Source organism: Streptomyces sp. Y2F8-2, assembly GCF_014905555.1.
In the GTDB taxonomy this organism is placed as follows: domain Bacteria; phylum Actinomycetota; class Actinomycetes; order Streptomycetales; family Streptomycetaceae; genus Streptomyces; species Streptomyces cynarae.
Map to the genome: position 1 here is coordinate 129,507 of NZ_BNGS01000003.1, position 16,507 is coordinate 146,013.

The following is a 16,507-nucleotide window of genomic DNA, read 5'->3' on the forward strand; positions in this document are numbered from 1 at the left end:
GTTCGGGCCTCTCAGCGGAGCAGGTAGGGCATGTTGACCGTGACCGCTCCGGTGGGACAGCGGGCCGCGCACGGTCCGCAGTACCAGCACTCGTCGACGTGCATGTACGCCTTGCCGGTGCCCTCGTCGATGGCGAGGGAGTCCAGCGGGCACATGTCCACGCACAGGGTGCAGCCGTCGATGCACTTCGACTCGTCGATGGTCACGGGCACGTCGGCCCGCTGGGGCGCCAAGGGCATGGCTGTCTCCAGGAAGGTGCCCGGACAGGGCGGAAGGGGGCGAACAGGGGTTACAGAGACCGGTGCAGCAGACCGCTCATGGTGATGCGGTCGCCGCGGAAGCGGATGAACTCCAGGTCGACGGGCCGGCCGTCGGCGAGGTGGGTGAGGCGTTCCAGCATCAGTACGGCGGCGCCGCGGGGGGCCTGGAGCACGGCGGAGGAGTGCGCGTCCGCGTTCACCGCTTCCAGGGTGATCTCGGCGTGGCCGAGGCGCTGGCCGGTGATGGCTTCCAGAAGGCGGAAGACGTCGGTGTTCTCCAGGTCGGCGTCGAGGAGGGCGGTGCCGATGTCGAGGGGGATGTAGGTGAGGTCCAGGGAGAGGGGGAGGCCGTTCAGTCTGCGCAGGCGTTCGATGTAGAGGACGTCGGCGCCGGGTTGGACGTGCAGGCGCTCCGCCACGGGGGCGGGCGCGGGTGCGGGGCCCAGGGTGCGGACCTCGTTGGTGACGCGGCCGTGTTCGTGCAGGGTTTCCGCCAGGCCCATCAGCCGGTCCAGTCCATGGGGGTACTTGCGGGCGGCGACGATCGTGCCGACTCCCGGCAGCCGGTCCACCAGGCCCTCGGCGCGGAGGAGGTCGAGGGCCTGGCGGACGGTGTTGCGGGAGGCGCCGTAGTCGGTGCCGAGGGTGGTTTCGTGCGGGAGCGTGCCGTCCGGGAAGCCGCCGGTGAGGATCTGGTGGCGGAGGAGATCGGCAAGCTGCCTGGCCTGGTCCGCACGCAGCCGACGACGCGTGCGGTGGGCGGCGACGGTGGTCGCGGCGCCTTGACCGGCGTGGTCTCGGATGCGGTCGGTGGGTGGCATGTCCGGAACCATACCGAGGCGGTAGGGAAAGCTGTGTTGCCGAATTGTTGCGCCATGTGCCGGGGCGTCACGTATGCCGCTGACCTGGGGTTCCGTTGGGCGGTGGGGCAAGATCTGCCACTGCCGGGTGAGCGGGCGCGGCGGTGGCTACGACACCGTGGTCGGCACCACCCGCCCCGTCACCTCCCCGAGACCCACCCGCGTCCCACCCGGACCCGGCGCCCACGCGGTCAGTGTCACGACGTCCCCGTCCTCCAGGAACGTCCGTTTCCCGTCCGGAAGTTCGAGAGGGTCCCGACCGTTCCACGTCAGTTCCAGCAGCGAGCCGCGTTCGTGCTCTGTCGGACCGCTCACCGTGCCGGAGCCGTAGAGGTCGCCCGTGCGCAGGGACGCGCCGTTCACCGTCATGTGCGCCAGTTGCTGGGCCGCCGTCCAGTACATGGTGGAGAACGGCGGCTCGGAGACCACATGACCGTTGATCGCCGCGGAGATGCGCAGGTCGTAGCCCCCCGGTTCCTCCTGCGAGTCGTCCAGGTACGGCAGCAGCGGATGCGTGCGCTCGGGCGGGGCCACCCGGGCCTCCTCCAGCGCGTCCAGCGGGGTGATCCACGCCGAGACCGACGTGGCGAACGACTTGCCGAGGAACGGCCCGAGCGGCACGTACTCCCAGGCCTGGATGTCCCGCGCCGACCAGTCGTTGAGCAGGCAGAGCCCGAACACATGGTCGCGGAAGGCCGTGAGCGGCACCGGTCGCCCCAGCCGCGACGGCACGCCCACCACGAAGCCCACCTCCGCCTCGATGTCCAGACGGACGGACGGCCCGAAGACCGGCGCCGGGTCCGTGGGAGCCTTGCGCTGCCCCGACGGCCGCACGACATCCGTGCCCGACACGACCACCGTGCCCGACCGGCCGTGATAACCGATCGGCAGGTGCTTCCAGTTGGGGGTCAGGGAGTCCGCCGCGTCCGGGCGGAAGATCTGCCCGACGTTACGGGCGTGGTTCTCGGAGGCGTAGAAGTCGACGTAGTCCGCGACCTCGAAGGGCAGGTGCAGCGTCACCTCGGAGAGCGGGTGCAGCAGCGGCTCCACGGTCTCCCGGTGCGCGGGCACCGTCACCCACGCCGTCAGCGCCCGTCGCACATCCGACCAGGTGGTGCGGCCCGCGGCCAGCAGCGGGTTCAGGGACGGACGCGCCAGCAGGGAGGCGTACGGGGAGCCGAGCGCCGTGGCCGCCGCGCCCGCGTCGAGCACGTGGTCGCCCAGGCGCACGCCGACGCGCCGCTCGTCGGAGCCGGCAGGGGAGAAGACGCCGTAGGGGAGGTTGTGCGGGCCGAAGGGGTCGCCCTCGGGGACGTCGAAGGGGGGCATGGGATGCTGCCTCGCTTTCGTGCACTTCGGATGTGCCGTGCATGGGGGTGCGTTCCACTGCGTTCCATGTGGTCGCCGCACACGTTACGGGTGAGTCATCTGTCTTGGGCAGTGTCTAAAGAGTTTGCAATGTCCGTATTGGTCTTGTCGGAGGGGGTAATTCCGGCTTAGCGTCCTTTGGGGGACACGGACGGGGTGGGTCCGGTCCGTAGGGGGGACACGTGGGGGGACCCGTGGCCAGGAGCACCGGTGTGCCGTTCGACGCGGACCGCGACGTGCCGGGGCTCATCGTCAAGTTGGGCGGCTATCCGCTGCACCACGGCGGGGTCGGGGCGATCCGCAGCCTCGGCCGGCTCGGCATACCGATGTATGCGATCACGGAGGACCGCTACACACCGGCTGCGGCCTCCCGCTATCTGCGGCGCGCCTTCGTGTGGCCGACCACCGGGACCGAGAAACCGGAGCGGCTCGTGGAGGGCCTGCTGCGCATCGGGCGCCGTATCGGTCGGCCGACAATCCTCGTCCCGACCGACGAGGAGGCAGCGGTCCTGATCGCCGAGCACCAGGACGCCCTGACCGGAGCCTTCCTCTTCCCGAAGGTGGATGCGGGGCTCCCGCGCCGCCTCGCCAGCAAGCAGGGCCTGCACGAACTGTGCGTGGAACACGGCATCCCGAGCCCGCAGGCCGCCTTCCCGCAGTCGTACGACGACATCCTGCGCTTCGCGGACAAGGCCCGCTTCCCACTCGTGGCGAAGAACCGCGAGGCGTTCGTGCGCCGCGAACGGCCCGCGGTGGGCGGCACGACGAAGATCGCCACCCGTGAGGGGCTGCTCAGGCTCGCCCGCGACTGGGGCGAGCACCCGGGCGTGATCCTCCAGGAGTACCTGCCGCGGGAGCAGGCCGAGGACTGGATCGTGCACGCCTACTTCGACCAGGACTCCACCCCGCTCGCCCTGTTCACCGGCGTCAAGGTGCGCTCCTGGCCGCCCCACGCGGGCATGACGGCGAACGCGTACGTCGTGGACAACCCCGAACTCGCCGATCTCGCCGCACGTTTCATCAAACAGATCGGCTTCACCGGCATCGTCGACCTCGACCTGCGCTTCGACCGGCGCGACGGACAGTACAAACTGCTCGACTTCAACCCCCGCATGGGCGCCCAGTTCCGGCTCTTCGAGAACGAGTCGGGTGTGGACGTCGTCCGCGCCATGCACCTGGACCTGACCGGCCGCACCGTACCGGAGGGGGAGCAGCGCGCCGGCCACCGGTACATCGTGGAGAACATCGACCTGCCCGCCCTGCTGGCCTACCGCCGCAGCGGCTACACGACACCGCACGCACCGGCCCGTGCGAGCGGCACGGAACTGGCCTGGTTCGCGGGGGACGACCCGCTGCCGTTCGTCACGATGCTCGCGCGCTTCGTGCGGCCGGGCGCGAAGCACCTGTATCAGCTGTGGCGGACCAACCGCCGCGGCAGCACGACCCGTACGTCGTAGGCGTACGGCCGGTACGTCGAGGCGTACGGCCGGTACGCCACCGGCGTACGCGCTCCACCACGAAGTAGGCACGCAGCGTCCTGGGGAGGGACTTCGTGATCCAACCGGTAGCAGTCATCGGCGCCGGGCCGTTCGGCCTGTCCACCGCCGCCCATCTGCGCGGGCGCGGTATCCCGGTCCGCGTCTTCGGCGAACCCATGGTCAGCTGGCGCGACAACATGCCCGCGGGCATGCTCCTGAAGTCCACCCCGGTCGCCTCGAACATCGACGCGCCCCAGCGCGGCCACACCCTGGCCGACTACTGCGACGCGGCGGGCATCCCCCGGCTGGTGACGGACGAGGACATCATTCCGGTCGAGACGTTCATCGCGTACGGGGAGTGGTTCCAGCAGAAGCTGGTGCCCGAACTGGAGCGGGTCCGGGTGGTCTCCGTGGACCGCCGCAAGGGCGGTGGCTTCGATCTCAAGCTGGACTCGGGCGAGTTGTTCACCGCTCGGGCGGTCGTGGTGGCGACCGGCCTGTCGGGCCTCGCGCACCTCCCGCCGGAGCTGGCCGCCGCGGCAGCCGACGGCCCCACGCCCACCGGTCCGGTCTCGCACAGCTCCCAGCACCACGACCTCAGCAGGTTCTCCGGCAAGGAGCTGCTGGTCGTCGGCGCCGGCCAGTCCGCGCTGGAGACGGCGGCGCTGGCGGCCGAGGCGGGCGCACGGGTGCGCGTGGTGGCGCGCGGGCAGGGCAGGGTCGCCTTCGGCGCGCCCCCGTGGGACCAGCCGAAGCTGCGCCCCGAGTCGCCCTTCGGCCGTGCCTGGTCCCTGTGGGCGCTGAGCTACTACCCCCACCCGTACCGCTTCCTGCCCGCCCAGACCCGCCACTACCTGGTGCGCCGCGTCCTCGGCCCGCTCGGCGCGTGGTGGCTGCGCGACCGCTTCCAGGAGAACGTGCAGGTGCGCGAGGTCGTCGGCATCCTCAGCGCGTCCGTGGCGGACGGCGGCCCGACCCTGACGGTCCGGACCCACACGGGCCGCACGGAGGAGATGACCGCGGACCACGTCGTCGCCGCGACCGGCTACCGCGTGGACATCTCCGCGATGGACTTCCTGGGCCATGAGCTGCGCACCCGCCTGGCGGTGAGCCGAGGCACCCCGAAGCTCGGCGCGGGCTATGTGTCCTCGGTCCCGGGCCTGTACTTCACGGGCCTGCCGGCGGCGGCCTCCTACGGACCGGTGATGAGGTTCGTCTGCGGCACGGAGTTCGCGTCGCCGCGCCTGGCGAAGCACCTGGCGACGGCCCACGGCTGACCCCGGCCGGCCACCGGACCACCGCGTGGCCCTTCCCCCTCGGAAGGGCCACGGTTGTCGGGACGGATGCCGAGCGGTTCTCAGCAGTGAGGACCGGAGGGCGGCCGGTCTCGAGGGGCGCCCGGAGGCCGGCCGGTTCTCGGCAAGGGACCGGAGGTCGGCCGTGGGTCAGTCGTAGGTCGGCCGTGGGTCGGCCGGTTCACGACGGGTGGCCGTACGTCGACTGGTTCGCGGTGAGTCGCGGGGGTGTTCCATCCGTATTCTCTGATCATGGCCGCACCCCTCGCATATTCACTCATCGCCACTGACCTGGACGGGACGCTGCTGCGCGGTGACGACACGCTCTCCGACCGGTCGAGGGACGCGCTGGCGCGGGCCGCCGCGGCCGGCGCGCAGCACCTCGTGGTGACGGGGCGTCCGGCCCCCAGGGTGCGGCCGCTGCTCGACGACCTGGGCGGCAGGGGGCTCGCGGTGTGCGGACAGGGCGCGCAGGTGTACGACGTCGGCGCGGACCGTCTGCTGTTTTCCGTCACCCTGGACCGGGAGCTGGCCGAGACGGCGCTCGGCAAGATCGAGGCCGAGGTGGGGCAGGTGTACGCGGCCGTGGACCAGGACGGCGTGGACGGGCTCACTCTCATCGAACCCGGCTACCGGATGCCGCACCCCACGCTGCCCGCGGTGCGGGTCCAACGGCGCGACGACCTGTGGTGCGCGCCCATCAGCAAGGTGCTGCTGCGCCATCCCGCCCTGACCGACGACGAGTTGGCGACGGCGGCGCGCAGCGCGGTCGGTTCGCTGGCGACGGTCACCATGTCCGGGCCCGGCACGGTCGAACTCCAGCCATGCGGCATCACCAAGGCGACGGGGCTCGCGCTCGCCGCCGAGTTTCTGGGCCTGGGGCCGTCCCGGACCATCGCGTTCGGCGACATGCCGAACGACATCCCGATGTTCGACTGGGCCGCGCACGGCGTCGCCATGGCGAACGCCCACCCCGAACTCAAGGCGGTCGCCGACGAGATCACGAAATCGAACGAGGACGACGGCATCGCCGTCGTCCTCGAACGACTCTTCGGGGGGCGCTAGACCTCGGCCTCGGCCTCCGCCTCAGCCCGGTACGCGCGGCGCGCAGCGTCAGTAAGCGCTGTGGACGTTGTCGATGGAGCCGTACCGGTGGGCGGCGTAGTTGCAGGCGGCCGTGATGTTCGCCACCGGGTCATAGATGTTCCAGGACGTGCCCGGCACGTGGTACGCGCGGAAGGTCGGGTCGATGACCTGGAGGAGGCCCTTGGACGGGATGCCCATCCGGGCGTTGGAGTCCCAGAGGTTGATGGCGGACGGGTTGCCCGACGACTCACGCATCACGTTGCGGTAGATGCCGTAGTAGGAGCCGGGGATCCTGTGCTGCCGCATGACGACCAGCGACTGACGGATCCAGCTGTCGAGGTGTCCGGCGCGCGTCGTCACCGTCTTGGCGGCGGCGGTCGTGGTCGTCGCGGAGGCGGGGGTCGCGGCGGAAGCGCTGGTCGCGCCCAGGACCGGAAGGGCCAGAACGGCGGCACCCGTCCCCGCGACAGCGAGGGCACGGGTGAGGCGCGCGGCCTTGGAGCGGCGGTCCCGACGGCGTGCGGGCAGGGCGAAAGCGGGCATGTCGTAGTCCTCTCCGGCGCCTGCGAGGTGAGCTGTCGGGTTCGGGCTGGGAGGTGCCCGGCCGTGTCCTCGGTGTCGAGGAATCGGCTTCACCCCAAGCCGTTCCGGCGCTGTGTCCGGTCCGGCGACTTACCTGGGTCCCCCGCTCCTGCCGTGGTGGTCAATGGATCGCGGGCGGCGGCAGGATTCGGCGTTCCGCTCGGATCGATTGGGAAGGTATGCGAGAGCACATGTCGGGAACAAGCCTGGAAGTCACACTCCGAGGCAAATGACCATGAAATGCGGGAATAGGGGATGTGATCCATTTTGTTGAACAGAGTTCAACTTGGCATAAGCAAAGGGGAAGTTGAGATTCCGCATGCTCCGCCCCGCCCGTCGGTGGCGTGAGCTAATTCACTCGCGCTCTCCTTGTCCGGCATACCCAATCCAGGGCCTTGGGGCGGCAATTCGGACAAAAGGTTCGGCGGGGGCCTTCAAGTGGCGGTCTGTATCGGGGCGGAATGTGGCAATTCGGACAAGGCTCGGGTCCACGGGGATCGTCACCCCGGACCGGAGGGTGTGACCGACGTCACTCGTCATGCCATCTGGTCATGTCATCTCGTCGCGCCCCATGGATCTGTACGCGCGCGTGCCTCGAGGTTCCGCGCGTCCCCGTTGAGGCCGAGTGTGCGCCCGGCCGGGTGATGGCGCCGGACGGGGCGGCCGGGGGCCGCGTGGCCCTGCGGGAGGCCTTGAGGGTGCCGCGCTGCTCCGGAGGCGGGACACGAGGGGGCGTTTCCGGGGACCGGTGCGCGTCGCCGGCCGCCGGGAGGGGCGGCTTTCCGCTGTGTCGCTCCAAACCCGCTCGTATCACCTGATCAAGAACATGCCTCTCGCGATCCGATACCGCCCGGCCTGGAACAGCGGGCACTCGTGGTGATCGAAACCCGACCGGATACGCTGACTTGAGTGATGGCGGCGACAGATCGACAAACTCGGTGAGCCGAGTCGTCCAGGCGACGCCATCGATCAAGTGACCGACCTCGATACCGACCGTGTGATCGTCAGCAGACGTCAGCAGACAGGAGACCTCACGTGACCGTCGTCGGGCCGTTCGGGCTGAGCGTGCGGGACCAGGCTCTGGAAGCCGATGTCCAGGCCGGATTGGCCGCTGTCGAGGAAGGGCTGCTCGACGCCACGAAGAGCGAGGTGCCCTTCATCACCGAGGCCGCGCAGCATCTCGTGCGCGCGGGCGGGAAGCGGTTCCGGCCGCTGCTCGTCATGCTCGCGGCACAGTTCGGTGACCCGTACGCGCCGGGGGTCGTCCCCTCGGCCGTGGTCGTGGAGCTCACCCACCTGGCCACGCTGTACCACGACGACGTGATGGACGAGGCCGATGTGCGGCGCGGAGTGGCCAGCGCGAACAGCCGCTGGGGCAACTCGGTGGCGGTCCTCACCGGCGACTTCCTGTTCGCCCGCGCGTCCCACATCCTGGCCGACCTCGGCCCGGAGGCGGTCCGTATCCAGGCGGAGGCGTTCGAGCGGCTCGTCACCGGCCAGATCCTGGAGACGGCGGGCCCGCGGGACGGCCGTGACCCGGTGGAGCACTACCTCGACGTCCTCTCCGGCAAGACGGGCTCCCTCGTGGCCGTGGCGTGCCGCTTCGGCGCGATGATGTCGGGCGCCGACGAGACGGTCGTGGACGTGCTGACGCAGTACGGCGAGCGTCTCGGCGTGGCGTTCCAGCTGGCCGACGACGTCCTGGACATCGCCTCCGACTCCCACGAGTCCGGCAAGACGCCGGGGACGGACCTGCGCGAGGGCATCGCGACGCTTCCGGTCCTGCGCCTGCGCGAGCGCGCCCAGCGGCACGGGCTGCCGGAGGACGTCGCCCTGTGCGAGCTGCTGGACTCGGACCTCACGGACGACGCCCGCCATGCCGACGCCCTCGCCCGCCTCCGGGTCCACCCGGCCCTCGAGCAGGCCCGGCGCGACGCCGTCCGCTACGCGGAGGACGCCCGCTCGGCCCTGGCCCCGCTGCCGGACTGCGGCGCGAAGGCGGCCCTGACGGACATGTGCGACGCGGTGGTGCACCGGGCGGGGTGACGCGCCAGGCGCCCGGAGCCCCGCGCCTCACGTGTGCCAGGTCACACGTCTTCCGGCGCGCCCGCACGACCCCTACGGGTGGGACGCCGTGTCCCGCCCGTCATGTCATACCCCAGGCGTACGCGGAGTTGGCCCCGCGGGCTGACGCTTCCCTCCCGGTGATTTGGTCATATGGAGAGGACCACCTCACAGGAGTCCGGGTGAAAATGGCGGCGTAGGGGGTGGGCGCACCTCCCTGCTCGAGCGAAGTCGAGAGCTCGGGGAGAGTGCACGGACAGCCGCCGCCGACGACGGAGGTAAGGCACACATGGCACCGTACGAATCCGACGACAGCACACCCGCCGGGGAGGTCGAGGACGTACGCGACGGGCGGCGCAGGGCCGCACGGTACGTCGTCCCGGTCACGGTCGTGGGCGTGGCGGCGGCGACCATCGGGCTCGTCCCGGCGTTCGCCGGTTCCGGGGACCCCGACCTGCCGAAGATCAGCGCGCAGCAGCTCATCGAGAAGATCGCCACGTCGGACGTCCAGCAGATGTCCGGCACGGTGACGATCAGCACGGACCTGGGCCTGCCCAACCTGGGCGGCCTCGAGGACAGCCTGGCCTCCGGCGCGCTCTCCCAGGGCGGGCAGGGCAAGGGCGACTCGGCCGCCGACCCGAGCTCCAAGCTGCTGGAGCTGGCCTCCGGCACCCACACCGTGCGGGTCGCCGCCGACGGCCAGGACAAGCAGAAGCTCTCACTCATCGAGAAGGCCGCCGAGTACAGCGTCATCCGCAACGGCGACCAGGTGTGGGCGTACGACAGCGCGTCCAACCAGGCGTACCACGCGACCGGCGCGGGCGAACACAAGAGCGGCGAGGCCGCGCCGAAGGACGTGCCCGCCACGCCCAGGGACTTCGCCGACCAGGCACTGAAGGCGGCCGACAAGACCACCTCCGTGACGGTCGACGGCACGGCCCAGGTCGCGGGCCGGGACGCCTACAAGCTGCTCGTCCGGCCGAAGCAGTCGGGTACGACGGTCGGCGCGATCAGCATCGCGGTGGACGCGAAGACCGGGCTGCCGCTGAAGTTCACGCTGACCCCGGCGAAGGGCGGCGCGGCGGTGCTGGACGTGGGCTTCACCCAGGTCTCGTTCGCCAAGCCGGCCGCGTCGACGTTCGACTTCACCCCGCCCAAGGGCACGAAGGTCACCCAGGGCGACGACCTGAAGGCCGGGCACGAGGAGGCCGGGCGCGAGAAGGCCGGGCACGAGGCGCAGCACAAGGACACCGGCGGAACGCCCTGGGGCGGCAGCGCGTCGAAGACCCTCGGCGAGGGCTGGAACGCGATCTACGTGTTCGACACCGGCAGCAAGGGCGGGGTGCCGTCCGGATCGCCGTCCGGTGACGGCGCGGCCTCCGGCTTCCTGAACTCGCTCGGCGAGCACGTCACCGGCAAGTTCGGCTCGGGCACGGTCTTCTCCACCCGCCTGGTCAACGCCCTGATCACGGACGACGGCAAGGTGTACGCGGGCGCGGTCACCAAGGACGCACTGGTGAAGGCGGCCGACGCGGGGAAGTGACCCCGTACGGCGTACGGACGAAGGGGAGCAGCAGAACCCATGGAGGAACTGCCCGCCGCGGAAGCGGAGTCGAACGACTCACCGGCGCGGGCGGCGAGTGACCCGGAGGCCCCGGTCATCGCCACCCGCGCCCTCACCAAGCGCTACCGCGGCGGGCAGCTCGCCGTGGACGGGCTCGATCTGACCGTCCCGGCGGGCAGCGTCTTCGGCTTCCTCGGGCCGAACGGCTCCGGCAAGACCACCACCATCCGCATGCTGATGGGGCTGATCGAGCCCACCTCGGGCTCGGCACGCGTGCTGGGGCAGCCCATGCCCCGGGCCACGCGCGCCGTGCTCCCGCACGTCGGCGCCCTCATCGAGGGCCCGGCGCTCTACGGCTTCCTCTCCGGCCGTGACAACCTCCTGCGCTACGACGCCGCCGACCCCACCGCCGACCCGTGCACCCGGCGGACCCGTGTCGCGGCCGCCCTCGACCGGGTCGGCCTCACGGCGGCCGCGGGCAAGAAGGCGAAGGCGTACTCCCTGGGGATGAAGCAGCGCCTCGGTCTCGCGGCCGCCCTGCTCCAGCCCCGCAGGCTCCTCGTCCTGGACGAGCCGACCAACGGCCTCGACCCGCAGGGCATGCGGGAGATCCGCGCCCTGGTCAGAGAACTTGCCTCCGACGGCACGACCGTCTTCCTCTCCTCCCACCTGCTGGACGAGATCGAGCAGGTCTGCACGCACGCGGCGGTGATGGCGCAGGGCCGGCTGATCGCGCAGGGCGCGGTGGGAGACCTGGTGGCCGGGGCGCGCGGACGCCTCGTCGTGACCACCCCGGACGTCACCGAGGCGGCACGTGTCCTGAAGGAACAGGGCGTGGCCGATGTGGTGGTGGAGGAGAACCGGGTGACGGCCGAGCCTGAAGACCGGGAACTTTCCGATGTGAACGCCGCGTTGGTCACGGCGGGAGTCCGCGTACGCGGCTTCGGCGTCGAACGTGCCTCCCTGGAGGACGCGTTCGTGGCGCTGACCGGGGAGGGGTTCGATGTCGCAGGCTGAGGCAGCCGGCGGGCCGCGCCGGACGAGCCCGCTGTGGACCTTCGGACTGCTGCGCAGCGAACTGGTGACCACGTTCCGGCGCTGGCGCACGCTCGCCCTGCTGGCCGTGCTCGCCGCCGTGCCGATCCTGGTCGGGATCGCCGTGAAGATGGAGACGAGCGACGGGTCCGGCGGTCGGGGCGGGGGCGGCGGCCCGGCGTTCATCGCGCAGATCACCAACAACGGCCTGTTCCTGGTGTTCACCGCGCTCGCCGCGACACTCCCGTTCTTCCTGCCGATGGCGATCGGCGTCATCGCGGGCGACGCGATCGCGGGCGAGGCGAACTCCGGCACCCTGCGCTACCTGCTGGTCGCCCCTGCGGGCCGTACCCGCCTGCTGCTCACCAAGTACGCCACGACGATCGCCTTCTGCCTGATCGCCACCCTGGTCGTCGCCGTCTCGGCGCTCGCGGTGGGCGCCCTGCTCTTCCCGCTGGGCGACCTGACGACGATCTCCGGTACGCGCATCAGCTTCGCCGAGGGCCTCGGCAGGGCCCTGCTGATCGCCCTGGTCGTCGCCGCGTCCCTGATCGGCGTCGCGGCCCTCGGACTGTTCATCTCCACGCTCACGGGCAGCGGCATCGCGGCGATGGCGACGACGGTGGGGCTGCTCATCACGGTCCAGATCATGGACCAGATACCGCAGTTGCACGCGCTCCAGCCGTACTTCTTCTCGCACTACTGGCTGTCCTTCGCGGACCTGATGCGCGACCCGGTCTACTGGCACGACCTGATACGCAACCTGGGCCTGCAGGCCCTGTACGCGGCGGTCTTCGGCTCGGCGGCATGGGCGCGGTTCACGGCGAAGGACATCACGGCGTAGGCGCGGGCCGCAGGGGCCGGCCGCGCCATCACGGTCCACCGTCCCCGCCACCCCGGGTCAGCCGCCCGGGCGGGGCCCGAGGTCGAGCAGCAGGGCCATCACGCCCACCAGCGTGGCGCTGCTGACGATCTCACCGCGTTCGATCATCGCCCGTACCTCCGGCAGCGGGATCCACTCCAGGCGGTCGGACTCGTTGCGCTCGGTCGGCTCGCCCACGCGCGTGGCGTCGTCCGTGCGGAACACGAAGTGCCGGGAGTCGGTGACCCCGGCCGCGGGCTGGGCGCACATCAGCGGTCGCAGCGAGCCCGGGCGCCATCCGGTCTCCTCCTCGAGTTCGCGCCCTGCCGCCGCGGCGGGCTCCTCGCCGTCCTCGACGAGGCCCATGGGCAGCTCCCAGGCCCATGTGTCGGTGACGAAGCGGTGCCGCCACATCATGAGCACGCGCTGTTCGCGGTCGACGGCCGCGGCGACGGCGACGTCCCGCAGCCGGACCACGTGGTACTCACAGCGTGTTCCGTCGGGCTGTGCGACGTCGAGCGCCCGCAGCCGCACCCAGGGCGTCTCGTACAGCGCCCGCTCGCCGTGCACGGTCCAGCGCATGCTCAGCGCACCCCCGATCCGCCGCCCGAGGGCGTGAACGGGCCGACCAGACGGGCCAGTCGGTCGCACTCGCGGGGTGGCCGGCCGCCCAGGTCGCCGGTGCGCCAGGCCGGTACCCAGGGCACGCGATGGACGCCGATCATCGACTCGATCGCCTTGACACGCTGGGCGAGCGGGCGCGGCAGCCGGCCCGGCGCGTCCGCGACCAGCACGACGGCGTCCAGGGCGAGGCCGGGCGGGGCCGCGCCGCGCCGGAAGACGTCGAGGCACTGCAGGGCGGACCCCAGGCCGGTCGCGTGGGTGCGGGCGACCAGCAGCACCGAGGAGGGTTCGCCGTGCTCGGGACGGGGCCAGCCGCGGCCCGCGTCGAAGCCGCCGAAGACGGTGGCGAGCGTCGAGGTGCCGGCGCCGCCGTGAGTGGCCACCCAGGCGAACCGGCGTGGGCTCGCGCTGCCGTAGGACGGCGGCCGTGCGCCGTCGACCACCGGCCCGCGGACCCAGATCTCCGGCCCACCGGGCCCCTGCCGCGCGATCGCCTGCATCGCCTCTCCTCGGTCGCTCCTCGCCCCTCGATCTTCACCTGCGGTGCGCGGGTTCGGTAACCGGGCTCCGGTTCCTGGGACGAGGCTGTGACGCGGCGGTGACGCGGGGACGAGCACGGAGGCGGGAGACTCAAGGGGGTGTGCCGTACGTCCCCGCACCCAGGGCCGGGGACGCAGACGAGGGGAGCCGACGCCGAATGGAGGCGGAGGACATCGGCGCCTTTCCCCGACCGACCCGAGTGAGGGAACGATGTCTCGACTCAGCCGCGGACAGAAGCGGGGCCGCTCCTTCGCGGGGGCCGCATCCGACGGGGGTGCGGGGTCCGGGGTGCCGCCGATCGAGGTCCGGGTGCCGGTGGAGGCCCGCGACGGGGCACCGGGCCCGGGGGCGACGGTGGGCGGGACGCCGGTGGCCGCGGGACCCGGGGAGCCGGTCCAGCAGGCCGTCCTGGACCACCTCCACCGCCTGGCCCGCGCCACGGGCCACCCGGTTCTCGCCTCGGTGCACGACGAACGGATCGGCTACGTCGTACCGATCCGGGTGCACGTCGACGGGTCCAGCGAGTTCGCGGGGGAGCCGGTACGCAGGGGAGCGGCGCCCGTGGCCGCGGAGCACGGTGGTACGGCTCAGGTGGCGCCCGGGGAGGCCGGGCCGCGCGACAGGGCCACGCACGACCTGCGCGCGGTGGACGCCCGGCAGCCGACCCCGGGCAGCACGGCCCCGACGGCCCTTCGGGGGGTCGTGCAGGACCCGTACGCGCCGTCGGAGTCCCCGGCGCCCCCGCCGAGCACGCCACCGGCCGAGATCGAGTCCGACACTCGCGTACTGCGTGCCCTGCGGGAGCCCGCCGAGCCCGCTCCCGCAGCCGCGCTCGCACCGCGCGCGGCTGCCGCGGAGTCCGCTCCTTCTCCCACCCAGGGCAAGCAGCCCGCCGCAGCCGCCTCCGCGCCCCCCGGCCGTACCGTCGCCCCGTTCGCTTTGCAGGCCGTGCCCGAGCAGGTCGCCTTCATCACCGCGACGTCCGGGCCTGCCCAGGCCCTGCCGGGTGCCCCGAACCACGGCGGCACCCCGCCGTCGCCCGCACCGCCGGTCCCCGGCACCGTCTCGCCGCCGACGGGAACGTTCGGCCCACCGCCGGTCATGCCGGCCGCGCCGTCCGTCGCCCCCGCCGCTCCCGCGGTCCCCGAGCCCACCACCCGGCCCGAGCCCGCCCTCTCCTCCGCGCGGACCCCCGAAGTCGCCGCGCCTCCCATCACGGAAGCGGAACCCGCCCCAGCCCCCGACGCCCACTCCGCCCCCGACCGGGAACCCGTCCCCGACCCCGCCCCGGTCCCCGAGACCGCCCCCGTCCCCGCCGACCTGGACGACGAGGTCAAGGAGCCGCCCGTGCGGGAGTTCGACTCCGTGGCGGAAGCCGTGCTCGGGGATGCGCCGGCCGGCGGCGCGGACGGGCCTGTCGCCGAGGCCACGGCCCGGATCAGCGCGGCCGTGAAACAGGGCCGTCTGGAGGAGGCGTCCGGACTGGCCGAGCAGGCCGTCACCGAGTCGGCCGCGACCCTCGGCGACGAGCACCCCGACGTCCTGCACCTGCGCGAACTCACCGCCTATATCGCCTACCTGGCGACGGACCCCCTGCGCTCCTTCCACCTGTCGCTGGACCTGGCCCGCATCCGGCACCGCCTCGGCGACCCGCGCGGGGCCTACGGCAACGTGCAGAGCGCGGCCGCCGCCTGGCGCGCCGTACGCGAACCGGTCCAGGGGCTGGACCTCGGCCGCGACCTCATCGCCGTATGGAGCGAACTCGCGGCCCAGGACGGCCCCGCCGCCGACGACCTCGACCAGCTCGAGAAGGCCCGCAGCCGCATGGGCCGCTTGGCCGAGCGCGCCCGCAAGGCGTCCGGCGAGCGGCCTGCCGCCCAGTAGGCGTTACGGCGGCTACGGCGTGGCGTCCACCGGGTCCGCGTCCGCGGCCCCGCTCACCGTCGCGGTGGCGGCGCGCGCACCCGGGATCGCCCCGCCGAGCGTCCGCGCGGCCCGCCGCGCGGTGCGCAACGCGTCCGCCGTCAGCAGCGACAGCGCCAGCCAGACCAGCGCGAAGCCCGCCCAGCGCTCGGGCGGCATCGCCTCGTGGAAGTAGAGGATGCCCAGGAGGAACTGGAAGACGGGCGCCAGGTACTGCAACAGCCCCAGAGTCGACAGAGGGACCCGTATCGCCGCGGCGCCGAAGCAGACGAGCGGCAGGGCGGTGACCACCCCGGTGGCCGCGAGCAGCGCCGCGTGCCCCGCCCCATGGGACGTGAACGTGGACTCTCCGTGTCCCGAGAGCCACAGCAGATACGCCAGCGCCGGCACGAACTGCACGGCGGTCTCCGCGGCCAGCGACTCGATGCCGCCGAGGCTGACCTTCTTCTTCACCAGCCCGTAGGTGGCGAAGGAGAACGCCAGGCACAGGGAGATCCACGGTGGACGGCCGTAGCCGATGGTGAGGACGAGCACGGCGGCGAAGCCGACTCCGACCGCCGCCCACTGCACCGGCCGCAGCCGTTCCTTCAGGAGCAGTACGCCCATGGCGATGGTGACGAGCGGGTTGATGAAGTAGCCGAGCGAGGCCTCCACCACGTGGCCGCTGTTCACGGCCCAGATGTAGACGCCCCAGTTGACGGTGATGACGGCCGCGGCGACCGTGATCAGCGCGAGCCGGCGAGGCTGCCGGAGCAGTTCGCCCGCCCAGGCCCAGCGGCGCATCACCAGCAGGACGAGGGCGACCAGGACGAGGGACCACGCCATCCGGTGGGCGAGGATCTCCATCGCCCCGGCGGGCTTGAGCAGGGGCCAGAACAGCGGGACGAGTCCCCACATCCCGTACGCGGCGAAGCCGTTCAGCAGACCTGTCCGTCGCTCACCCTTCGACTCCCCGGCCACGGGCCC

At 72.1% G+C, this 16,507-nt stretch carries 15 protein-coding genes and 1 riboswitch; of the genes, 8 read left to right on the top strand and 7 right to left on the bottom strand.

The window, feature by feature from the left end; translation table 11 throughout:
• Positions 1-11 precede the first annotated feature (11 nt).
• The 3 genes from SY2F82_RS10550 to fahA form a co-directional block, all read right to left on the bottom strand.
• On the bottom strand, positions 12-239 hold the full coding sequence (locus SY2F82_RS10550; RefSeq protein ID WP_200418762.1) for a ferredoxin family protein: 228 nt from the start codon (positions 237-239) through the stop codon (positions 12-14).
• A 50-nt stretch (positions 240-289) separates the two neighbouring features.
• On the bottom strand, positions 290-1,081 hold the full coding sequence (locus SY2F82_RS10555) for a GntR family transcriptional regulator (RefSeq protein WP_200418763.1): 792 nt from the start codon (positions 1,079-1,081) through the stop codon (positions 290-292).
• 147 nt (positions 1,082-1,228) lie between these two features.
• The gene (gene fahA, locus SY2F82_RS10560) at positions 1,229-2,449 is read right to left on the bottom strand and encodes a fumarylacetoacetase (protein ID WP_200418764.1); all 1,221 of its coding nucleotides are present in this window, start codon (positions 2,447-2,449) and stop codon (positions 1,229-1,231) included.
• 251 nt (positions 2,450-2,700) lie between these two features.
• On the opposite strand from fahA, the gene SY2F82_RS10565 reads away from it, so the two are divergent.
• From SY2F82_RS10565 to SY2F82_RS10575, 3 genes are all read left to right on the top strand, one after another.
• On the top strand, positions 2,701-3,945 hold the full coding sequence (locus tag SY2F82_RS10565; protein ID WP_200419403.1) for an ATP-grasp domain-containing protein: 1,245 nt from the start codon (positions 2,701-2,703) through the stop codon (positions 3,943-3,945).
• A gap of 95 nt (positions 3,946-4,040) precedes the next feature.
• Positions 4,041-5,243, top strand: coding sequence for an FAD-dependent oxidoreductase (locus tag SY2F82_RS10570; RefSeq protein WP_200418765.1), 1,203 nt, complete (start codon positions 4,041-4,043; stop codon positions 5,241-5,243).
• A gap of 270 nt (positions 5,244-5,513) precedes the next feature.
• Positions 5,514-6,326 carry an HAD family hydrolase gene (locus SY2F82_RS10575; protein ID WP_200418766.1) on the top strand — a complete coding sequence of 271 codons (813 nt, stop codon included), beginning with the start codon at positions 5,514-5,516 and terminating at the stop codon, positions 6,324-6,326.
• 48 nt (positions 6,327-6,374) lie between these two features.
• Here SY2F82_RS10575 and SY2F82_RS10580 read toward each other — a convergent pair whose 3' ends face one another.
• Entirely contained in the window at positions 6,375-6,890 is a 516-nt protein-coding gene (locus SY2F82_RS10580) for a transglycosylase SLT domain-containing protein (RefSeq protein ID WP_374707143.1), read from the bottom strand.
• A 4-nt stretch (positions 6,891-6,894) separates the two neighbouring features.
• Positions 6,895-7,093, bottom strand: a riboswitch (cyclic di-AMP (ydaO/yuaA leader).
• Between the two features lie 871 nt (positions 7,094-7,964).
• Between SY2F82_RS10580 and SY2F82_RS10585 the strand changes: the two genes are divergently transcribed.
• The 4 genes from SY2F82_RS10585 (at position 7,965) to SY2F82_RS10600 (ending at position 12,436) form a co-directional block, all read left to right on the top strand.
• Entirely contained in the window at positions 7,965-8,975 is a 1,011-nt protein-coding gene (locus SY2F82_RS10585; RefSeq protein WP_200418767.1) for a polyprenyl synthetase family protein, read from the top strand.
• Positions 8,976-9,282: 307 nt separating this feature from the next.
• Positions 9,283-10,536: an outer membrane lipoprotein carrier protein LolA gene (locus tag SY2F82_RS10590; protein ID WP_200418768.1), complete on the top strand. Its 1,254-nt coding sequence runs from the start codon at positions 9,283-9,285 to the stop codon at positions 10,534-10,536.
• Positions 10,537-10,575: 39 nt separating this feature from the next.
• Complete coding sequence (locus SY2F82_RS10595; protein WP_200418769.1) at positions 10,576-11,574, top strand: ABC transporter ATP-binding protein; 999 nt, start codon at positions 10,576-10,578, stop codon at positions 11,572-11,574.
• Positions 11,561-12,436: an ABC transporter permease gene (locus SY2F82_RS10600; RefSeq protein ID WP_200418770.1), complete on the top strand. Its 876-nt coding sequence runs from the start codon at positions 11,561-11,563 to the stop codon at positions 12,434-12,436. Before SY2F82_RS10595 ends, SY2F82_RS10600 begins: the two co-directional genes overlap by 14 nt.
• Before the next feature lie 57 nt (positions 12,437-12,493).
• On the opposite strand, the gene SY2F82_RS10605 is transcribed toward SY2F82_RS10600, so the two are convergent.
• Together SY2F82_RS10605 and SY2F82_RS10610 are read right to left on the bottom strand one after the other, a co-directional pair.
• A complete protein-coding gene (locus SY2F82_RS10605; protein ID WP_200418771.1) occupies positions 12,494-13,036 on the bottom strand; it encodes an NUDIX hydrolase in 543 nt (180 codons plus the stop codon).
• Between the two features lie 2 nt (positions 13,037-13,038).
• The gene (locus tag SY2F82_RS10610) at positions 13,039-13,578 is read right to left on the bottom strand and encodes a DUF6668 family protein (protein ID WP_200418772.1); all 540 of its coding nucleotides are present in this window, start codon (positions 13,576-13,578) and stop codon (positions 13,039-13,041) included.
• Positions 13,579-13,828: 250 nt separating this feature from the next.
• On the opposite strand from SY2F82_RS10610, the gene SY2F82_RS10615 reads away from it, so the two are divergent.
• Positions 13,829-15,502: a hypothetical protein gene (locus SY2F82_RS10615; RefSeq protein WP_200418773.1), complete on the top strand. Its 1,674-nt coding sequence runs from the start codon at positions 13,829-13,831 to the stop codon at positions 15,500-15,502.
• Between the two features lie 12 nt (positions 15,503-15,514).
• Here SY2F82_RS10615 and rarD read toward each other — a convergent pair whose 3' ends face one another.
• Complete coding sequence (gene rarD / locus SY2F82_RS10620; RefSeq protein WP_200418774.1) at positions 15,515-16,501, bottom strand: EamA family transporter RarD; 987 nt, start codon at positions 16,499-16,501, stop codon at positions 15,515-15,517.
• Positions 16,502-16,507 lie beyond the last annotated feature (6 nt).

Bases quoted from the DNA above. Each gene is read 5' to 3' on its own strand.
- SY2F82_RS10550 (WP_200418762.1), bottom strand. From the start codon at position 239: ATGCCCTTGGCGCCCCAGCGGGCCGACGTGCCCGTGACCATCGACGAG.
- SY2F82_RS10555 (WP_200418763.1), bottom strand. From the start codon at position 1,081: ATGCCACCCACCGACCGCATCCGAGACCACGCCGGTCAAGGCGCCGCG.
- fahA (WP_200418764.1), bottom strand. From the start codon at position 2,449: ATGCCCCCCTTCGACGTCCCCGAGGGCGACCCCTTCGGCCCGCACAAC.
- SY2F82_RS10575 (WP_200418766.1), top strand. From the start codon at position 5,514: ATGGCCGCACCCCTCGCATATTCACTCATCGCCACTGACCTGGACGGG.
- SY2F82_RS10580 (WP_374707143.1), bottom strand. From the start codon at position 6,890: ATGCCCGCTTTCGCCCTGCCCGCACGCCGTCGGGACCGCCGCTCCAAG.
- SY2F82_RS10590 (WP_200418768.1), top strand. From the start codon at position 9,283: ATGGCACCGTACGAATCCGACGACAGCACACCCGCCGGGGAGGTCGAG.
- SY2F82_RS10595 (WP_200418769.1), top strand. From the start codon at position 10,576: ATGGAGGAACTGCCCGCCGCGGAAGCGGAGTCGAACGACTCACCGGCG.
- SY2F82_RS10600 (WP_200418770.1), top strand. From the start codon at position 11,561: ATGTCGCAGGCTGAGGCAGCCGGCGGGCCGCGCCGGACGAGCCCGCTG.
- SY2F82_RS10605 (WP_200418771.1), bottom strand. From the start codon at position 13,036: ATGCGCTGGACCGTGCACGGCGAGCGGGCGCTGTACGAGACGCCCTGG.
- SY2F82_RS10610 (WP_200418772.1), bottom strand. From the start codon at position 13,578: ATGCAGGCGATCGCGCGGCAGGGGCCCGGTGGGCCGGAGATCTGGGTC.
- SY2F82_RS10615 (WP_200418773.1), top strand. From the start codon at position 13,829: ATGTCTCGACTCAGCCGCGGACAGAAGCGGGGCCGCTCCTTCGCGGGG.